This window comes from Achromobacter sp. 1011811831 (assembly GCF_059760905.1).
On record NZ_JCBANG010000038.1, the window covers coordinates 48255 to 55170 of the forward strand.

Annotated in this window: 8 protein-coding genes; 2 read left to right on the forward strand and 6 right to left on the reverse strand. The window is 66.8% G+C overall.

Going from position 1 to position 6916, the window contains the following annotated elements; all coding sequences use genetic code 11:
• Window positions 1–4: 4 nt before the first annotated feature.
• The 6 genes from pheS to AC6LJ9_RS16085 form a co-directional block, all read right to left on the reverse strand.
• The gene (gene pheS, locus AC6LJ9_RS16060) at window positions 5–1027 is read right to left on the reverse strand and encodes a phenylalanine--tRNA ligase subunit alpha (protein ID WP_212320797.1); all 1023 of its coding nucleotides are present in this window, start codon (window positions 1025–1027) and stop codon (window positions 5–7) included.
• Window positions 1028–1103: 76 nt separating this feature from the next.
• A complete protein-coding gene (gene rplT, locus AC6LJ9_RS16065) occupies window positions 1104–1463 on the reverse strand; it encodes a 50S ribosomal protein L20 (protein WP_006387998.1) in 360 nt (119 codons plus the stop codon).
• Window positions 1464–1480: 17 nt separating this feature from the next.
• A complete protein-coding gene (gene rpmI / locus AC6LJ9_RS16070) occupies window positions 1481–1678 on the reverse strand; it encodes a 50S ribosomal protein L35 (protein ID WP_006387997.1) in 198 nt (65 codons plus the stop codon).
• Between the two features lie 459 nt (window positions 1679–2137).
• Window positions 2138–3676, reverse strand: a complete 1539-nt coding sequence (locus AC6LJ9_RS16075) for a YifB family Mg chelatase-like AAA ATPase (RefSeq protein ID WP_498148326.1) — start codon at window positions 3674–3676, stop codon at window positions 2138–2140.
• A gap of 112 nt (window positions 3677–3788) precedes the next feature.
• Window positions 3789–4040 (reverse strand): accessory factor UbiK family protein, encoded by a 252-nt coding sequence (locus AC6LJ9_RS16080; RefSeq protein ID WP_103273810.1) that lies wholly within the window; start codon window positions 4038–4040, stop codon window positions 3789–3791.
• A gap of 203 nt (window positions 4041–4243) precedes the next feature.
• A complete protein-coding gene (locus AC6LJ9_RS16085) occupies window positions 4244–4642 on the reverse strand; it encodes a DUF5339 family protein (protein ID WP_103273809.1) in 399 nt (132 codons plus the stop codon).
• A gap of 601 nt (window positions 4643–5243) precedes the next feature.
• Here AC6LJ9_RS16085 and AC6LJ9_RS16090 point away from each other — a divergent pair.
• Both AC6LJ9_RS16090 and amt read left to right on the forward strand, forming a co-directional pair.
• On the forward strand, window positions 5244–5582 hold the full coding sequence (locus AC6LJ9_RS16090) for a P-II family nitrogen regulator (RefSeq protein WP_043545226.1): 339 nt from the start codon (window positions 5244–5246) through the stop codon (window positions 5580–5582).
• A 32-nt stretch (window positions 5583–5614) separates the two neighbouring features.
• Complete coding sequence (amt, locus tag AC6LJ9_RS16095) at window positions 5615–6853, forward strand: ammonium transporter (RefSeq protein WP_103273808.1); 1239 nt, start codon at window positions 5615–5617, stop codon at window positions 6851–6853.
• Window positions 6854–6916 lie beyond the last annotated feature (63 nt).

A 6916-nucleotide genomic window follows, 5' to 3' on the forward strand; every position in this document is an offset into this window, starting at 1 on the left:
TCGGTTATTCGTTGAACTGGCGCAGGAAGCGCAAATCGCCTTCGTAGAACTGGCGCAGGTCGTTGACGCCGTAGCGCAACATGGTCAGGCGCTCGAGCCCGGAACCGAAGGCGAAGCCGATGTAGCGCTCGGGGTCCAGGCCGAAATTGCGCACCACTTGCGGATGCACCTGGCCGGAACCGGAGATCTCCAGCCAGCGGCCGCGGTTCGGCCCCGACGTGAACATCATGTCGATTTCGGCGGACGGTTCGGTGAAGGGGAAGAACGACGGGCGGAAACGCACGACGAGGTCGTCGCTTTCGAAGAAGCAACGCAGGAAATCGGTGTACACGCCTTTCAGGTCGGCGAAGGAGATGTCCTCGGCGATCCAGAGCCCTTCCACCTGGTGGAACATGGGCGAGTGCGTGGCGTCGCTGTCGACGCGGTAGGTGCGCCCCGGCGCGATGACCTTGATGGGCGGCTTGTGCATGCGGGCATAGCGCACCTGCATGGGGCTGGTGTGCGTGCGCAGCAGCAGCGGCTGGCCGTCGGCGTCCTGCATGTCGACGTAGAACGTGTCGTGCATCGAACGCGCCGGATGGTCCAGCGGGCTGTTCAGGGCGGTGAAGTTGGTCCAGTCGTTCTCGACTTCGGGGCCGTCGGCCACGTCGAAGCCGATGGAGCGGAAGATCTCTTCCACGCGCTCCCAGGTCCGGATCACCGGATGGATGCCGCCCGGCGCGCGGCCACGGCCCGGCAGGGTGACGTCGATGGTTTCAGAAGCCAGACGGGCGTCCAGCTCGGCTTGCGCCAGCGCGGCGCGGCCCAGATTCAGGAACTCCTCGACCTTCTTCTTGGCCTGGTTGATCTGCGCGCCCATCTCGCGCTTTTGCTCGGGGTCGAGTTTGCCCAGCCCCTTGAGCAGCACGGTCAGCGCGCCATCCTTGCCCAGGAAGCGGGCCTTTTCGTTTTCGAGCGCGGCGGCGTCCTTGGCCGCGGCGAAACGTTCTTGCGCCTGGGAGACCAGGTCGTCAATCGATTGAGTCATGAATCCAGCCCTCAAAACGCAAACGGGGCCATGACAGCCCCGTTTGCAGCGATGCGCGATGAGTTAAAGCGCGCGATCAGGCAGCCAACGCAGCCTTGGCTTGCTGCACGATGGCGGCAAAGCCGGCCTTGTCGCGCACGGCCAGATCGGCCAGGACCTTGCGGTCGAGCTCGATCGCAGCCTTCTTCAGGCCGGCGATGAACACGCTGTAGCTGACGCCATGCTCACGGACGGCGGCGTTGATACGCGTGATCCAGAGCGCGCGGAACGTGCGCTTCTTGTTGCGGCGGTCGCGGTAGGCGTATTGGCCAGCGCGCATGACCGCTTGCTTGGCGATGCGGAACACATTACCGCGGCGGCCACGGTAACCCTTGGCGGCGGAAATGACTTTCTTGTGACGGGCACGGGCGGTAACGCCGCGTTTGACGCGAGGCATAGTAGATCTCCCTTAGATCAAGCGAAAGGCATCATGGCTTTCACGGAAGCCACGTTGGTTTCATGGACCGCAGCCGAACCGCGCAGCTGGCGCTTGTTCTTGGTGGTCTTCTTGGTCAGGATGTGACGCTTGAACGCCTGACCACGCTTGATGGATCCGCTGCCGCGAACCTGAAAGCGCTTTGCGGCGCTTTTCTTGGTCTTCATCTTGGGCATGTTGATTCCCTAAACTAAACACTGATTGTTGATTTACATGACGCCAGGTGCCTGACGGCGCCGTGAGCCAGATAAGCCAGACCGGCCTGCCCGCGACGGAATCGAATCCGAAGCCAGGCAAATCCGGGCTTGCTGCCCAGGGCGGCGCGACAAGACTTGTCGAACCCGTTGCCACTTCTGTGGTACTGCTTTCCAGCGATCGCTGCCGCCTGCGCGCCAGGGTCAGGACCAGAACGTCAATCCCCCCAAAGCCAGGCCATGCTCGAAGCATGTTTTGCAGCGTTTTTCCCTCATGCGCAAAGCCCAAAGGCAGCTCACGCACACGCCAGATCCGGGAAAGCCTTTGATTATATGGCGATTTCCGGGCTTTTGTCGAATCGGATAAGGGATCACCCTGTAATGGCGGGCCAGATCCGTATGCCATATGTCCCTGGATTTCGCCAAAACACCCCTTCCCCCTCATTCCGCCCGGTACTGCACCGCCTGCGCGACATGCCGGGCGCCCAACCGTTCCGCGCCGTCCAGGTCGGCGATCGTGCGCGCCACCCGCAGCGTCCGGTGCAGCACGCGGGCCGAGCCGCGCAGGCGGCGCATGGCCTGCAGCAGCAGCTCCCGCCCGCTCTCGTCCAGCGCGCAATGGCGGTCCAGCTCCGCGCCGGCCAGCGCCGCGTTGGGCTTGTCCTGACGCGCCAATTGTCGCCCACGGCAGGCCAGGACCCGCTCGCGCACCGCCTCCGAGGCCTCCCCCGGCGGCCCGTCCAGGTCTTCCGGGGCCACCGGCGGCAAGCGCAGATGCAGGTCGATGCGGTCCAGCAAGGGGCCGGAAACGCGGCCCGCGTAACGCGCCACCTGGTCCGGCGTGCAGGCGCAAGCGCGCGCCGGGTGCCCGCGCCAGCCGCAGGGGCAAGGGTTCATGGCCGCGACCAGCTGGAAGCGGGCCGGAAAGCGCGCCGTGCGCATGGCCCGCGAGATCAGCACCCGGCCCGTTTCCAACGGCTCGCGCAGCGATTCCAGCGTGCGCCGGTTGAATTCGGGCAGTTCATCCAGGAACAGCACGCCGTGATGCGCCAGGCTGATCTCTCCGGGCCGGGGATGGGTGCCGCCGCCCACCAGCGCCGGCACGGACAGGGAATGATGCGGCGCCCGGAATGGCGGGTGCCCGGCGGGCGCCTGCGCATGGCCGGCCAGCGCCGCCACGGCCGCGGCCTCCAGCGCCTGCCGGCGGGACAGCGGCGGCAACAGGCCCGGCAGCCGCTGCGCCAGCATGCTTTTGCCCGCCCCCGGGGGGCCCACCATCAGCAGGCTGTGGCCGCCGGCGGCCGCCACTTCCAGGGCGCGGCGCGCCGCCGGCTGGCCGCGCACGTCGGACAGGCAGGGCACGGGCGGCGGCTCGGGCCAGGGCGCCGGCACCGCGTCGGGCAAGCCATGCGCGCCCGTGATGTGCGCCGCCACGTCCGCCAGGCTGCGCGCCGACAGCACGCGCAGGCCGGGCACCCAGGCCGCCTGCTCCGCGCTGCCGGCGGGCAGGATGAGCGTCGCGTCGGGCTGATCGCGCGCCACGCCCAGCGCGATCAGCAGCGGCGCCGTGACAGGCGTCAGCGCGCCGGTCAGCGACAGCTCGCCCGCCAGGACCAGACGCGCCAGCATGGCTTCGGACGCCTGCATGGCGGATGGCTTGCCGCTCGCGTCGCCGGTGGATGGCGGCTCCGGCAACTGCCCCGATGCCAGCAGCAGCCCGAGCGCGATCGGCAGGTCGAAGCGGCCCGATTCCTTGGGCAGGTCGGCCGGCGACAGGTTGACGGTGATGCGGCCAGCGGGAAACTCGAAGCCGCTGTTGATGATGGCGGCGCGCACCCGTTCGCGGCTTTCCCGCACGCCTGCATCGGGCAGGCCGACCACGTTGAAGCCCGGTAGTCCCGGGCCGAGATGGGTCTCGACCCGCACGACATGGGCATGGGCGCCGCTGAGCGCGCGGCTGGCGAGTACGGCAAGGGACAAGGCGGCCTCCGATCACGGTCAGCGGCAGGCCAGTATGCCCAAATGCCGACGGCCGCCCGAGGGCGGCCGTGCTGGAATTATCCCGCCCTTGAAGGGCGGGCCCTGCCTGAATCTACTTGCTCAGGGCCGACAGGCGCTCTTCCAGTTGCTGCACCTGCGCCGCCAGCTGGTCGACGCGGGCGCGGGTGCGCGCCAGCAGGTCGGCCTGCACGTCGAATTCCTCGCGCGTGACGAGGTCCATCTTGGTGAAGGCCTGGGCCATCATCGCGCGCACGTTCTTCTCGACATCCGCGGCGGGGCTGCGTGCGATCAGGTCGGAAATGTTCTTCTGGATGTCTTCCATCCATTGGGTGCGGGAATTCATGGCAGTACTCCTTGTTGTTGCCTAGCTGGCTCCAGTGTAGTGCGTCCGGACGGACTGCGCCCGCCGGCGCGGGTCCGGCACGATGGGTCTCGCCCGCCCGGCGCGGATCCGGCGCAAAAAAAAAGGGCGGACCGCATGCGGTGACCGCCCACAAAGCACAGGAGAAAACCGGGCCGCCTCGCGGCAGCCCCCTACCAACATCGTTACGGGCAACCCATCTGGGTGGCCGATTGCGCGAACAGGTCGCTGGCCTGCTTGCACTGGGCGGCAAGCTGGGTCTTGTCGGTGACGGCTGCCCACTGCGCCTTGGCGGCTTCCATCTGCTGCTTGAAGCTGGCCACGGCCGGGTTGCCATTGCCCAGCTTGTCCATGCAAGCGTTGACCTTGGCGACGTAGGCTTCGCATTCGGCGGGCGTGGCGGCCGACGAGGAAGGCGCCGGCGTCGTGGCGGCCGGCGGCGTGGTGGAAGACGACGATGCGGGAGCCGACGTGGACGGCGCCGCAGGCGTGGCGGCCTTGTCGTCCTTCTTGTCGCAACCCGCCATCAGGACGGCGGCGGCAGCCAGCGCGAGAATGCCCAGGGTCTTGCGTTCGATATTCATGAATTCCTCTTTCTTGCTTGTTTCTTGTAGAGAGGGCCGCCACGCCGGACGCCTTGTGCGGCCCCATTCAAGCCCATGTCAGGCATAGGCTGGATCCGATTCTTGAGCAGGCGCGTTGCGGCCACAAGCGGCTGCGTGTAAACCCTCGTATCAACGCTTGGCCCCAATTTCCATACATCGGCAATACCTGGAACCCGCCCGGCAAGGGCCCGGCCGGCGCCACGCGCGCGCCTCGCGGCGACGGGCTTTCTGCCCGCCACGCCGCGTCCGGCCTAGCGACCGCCGTTGCATCGAAGCCCGCCCGCATGCCCACGGCGCGATGAATCGCAACAGTGGCCGGGGCATATCGTCATAACCCGTCAAGGCACCCGCGAAGCTGCAATTGGCAACAACCAGCGCGCCGGAAACACGTTTGGTTTCATCCCTCACCCCGCTCGCCGCCATGCACCACTTCGAGGCTGACAGTCGTGCGTCGACGCACTATATTGGTGCAGCCAGGCACAAGCTGCGCGCCTGCGCGCCCTCTTTCCGGGTATCTCCGGACATGGCATGGAACTTGCTTGATTGACGAAGCCAACGTGCAACCATGAGAGGAAATGCCATGAAACTCATCATCGCCATCATCAAGCCCTTCAAGCTCGACGAGGTGCGTGTGGCTCTGTCCGGAATCGGGGTCCAGGGTCTCACGGTTACCGAAGTCAAAGGTTTCGGCCGCCAGAAAGGCCATACCGAGCTCTACCGCGGCGCCGAATACGCCGTCGACTTCCTGCCCAAACTGCGCGTCGAAGCCGCCGTGCCCGACCATTTGGTCGACCAAGTGATCGAGGCCATCGAAATGGCCGCCCGCACCGGCAAGATCGGCGACGGCAAGATCTTTGCCGCCCCGCTGGAACAAGTGATCCGTATCCGCACAGGCGAAGCGGGCGAAGCCGCGCTGTAAACAAATAAAGCAAGATTCATCGGAGCCTGAAAATGGATAAAGCAGATATCTCCTGGTTGCTCGTCTCTACCCTGCTTGTGTTGATGATGGCAGTGCCTGGCCTGGCGATGTTCTATGGCGGCCTGGTACGCAGCAAGAACGTGCTCTCGGTGCTGCTGCAAGTGCTGTGTACCTTCGTGCTGGGCCTGGTGCTCTGGTTCATCTACGGCTATTCCCTCGCCTTCACCGAAGGCAATGCCTTCTTCGGCGGGCTGTCGCGCGCCTTCTTCTCCGGCATGTTCACGCCGGCGGACGGCAAGTACGCCATGTCGAACTCGCTCACCGAGCTGCTGTTCGCCTCGTTCCAGGCCACCTTCGCCGGCATCACCTGCGCGCTGGTCGTGGGCAGCTTCGCCGAACGCGCCCGCTTCTCGGCGGTGCTGGTCTTCACGGTGATCTGGTTCACCTTCGCCTACGTGCCCATCGCCCACATGGTCTGGTTCGCGTCCGAAACCGCGCCCGGCCTGCTCAATGCGCGCGGCGCGCTGGACTTCGCCGGCGGCACGGTGGTGCACATCAACGCCGGCGTGGCCGGCCTGGTCGGCGCCTATGTGATCGGCAAGCGCGTGGGCTACGGCCGCGAAGCCATGCAGCCGCACAACCTGCCCATGACCTTCGTCGGCGCCGCGCTGCTGTGGGTGGGCTGGTTCGGCTTCAACGCCGGCTCGGCCCTGGCCGCCAACGAAAACGCCACGCTGGCCTTCTTCAACACCATGATCGCGACCGCCGGCGCCGTGCTGGCCTGGCTGATCACCGAATGGAGCATCAAGGGCAAGCCGTCCATGCTCGGCGCGGCCTCGGGCGCGGTGGCCGGCCTGGTCGGCATCACCCCGGCCGCCGGCCTGGTGGGTCCCGCGGGCGCGCTGGTCATCGGCGTGATCGCCGGCGTCGTCTGCGTCTGGGGCGTGAATGGCCTGAAACGCATCCTGCGCGCCGACGACTCGCTGGACGTGTTCGGCGTGCACGGCGTGGGCGGCATCGTCGGCGCGCTGCTGACCGGCGTGTTCAATGCCCAGGCCCTGGGCGGCCCCGGCCTGGCCGAGCCCGGCATGATCGCCCATCAGCTCTGGGTGCAGCTCGAAGGCGTGCTGCTGACCATCGTCTGGTCCGGCGTGGTGGCCCTGATCGCCTACAAGATCGCCAATGCCCTGTGCGGCCTGCGCGTGCCGGAAGACCAGGAACGCGAAGGTCTGGACGTCACCAGCCACGGCGAATCGGCCTACCACAGCTGATCCGGCCCGCCCGGCGCGCGCCGGGCGCATCGCAGACAAAAAAAGCCCGGAACCTCACGGTTC

Excerpts from the sequence above, each read along its gene's own strand:
- pheS (WP_212320797.1), bottom strand. The coding sequence starts at position 1,027 with ATGACTCAATCGATTGACGACCTGGTCTCCCAGGCGCAAGAACGTTTC.
- AC6LJ9_RS16090 (WP_043545226.1), top strand. The coding sequence starts at position 5,244 with ATGAAACTCATCATCGCCATCATCAAGCCCTTCAAGCTCGACGAGGTG.
- amt (WP_103273808.1), top strand. The coding sequence starts at position 5,615 with ATGGATAAAGCAGATATCTCCTGGTTGCTCGTCTCTACCCTGCTTGTG.
- AC6LJ9_RS16080 (WP_103273810.1), bottom strand. The coding sequence starts at position 4,040 with ATGAATTCCCGCACCCAATGGATGGAAGACATCCAGAAGAACATTTCC.
- rplT (WP_006387998.1), bottom strand. The coding sequence starts at position 1,463 with ATGCCTCGCGTCAAACGCGGCGTTACCGCCCGTGCCCGTCACAAGAAA.
- rpmI (WP_006387997.1), bottom strand. The coding sequence starts at position 1,678 with ATGCCCAAGATGAAGACCAAGAAAAGCGCCGCAAAGCGCTTTCAGGTT.
- AC6LJ9_RS16085 (WP_103273809.1), bottom strand. The coding sequence starts at position 4,642 with ATGAATATCGAACGCAAGACCCTGGGCATTCTCGCGCTGGCTGCCGCC.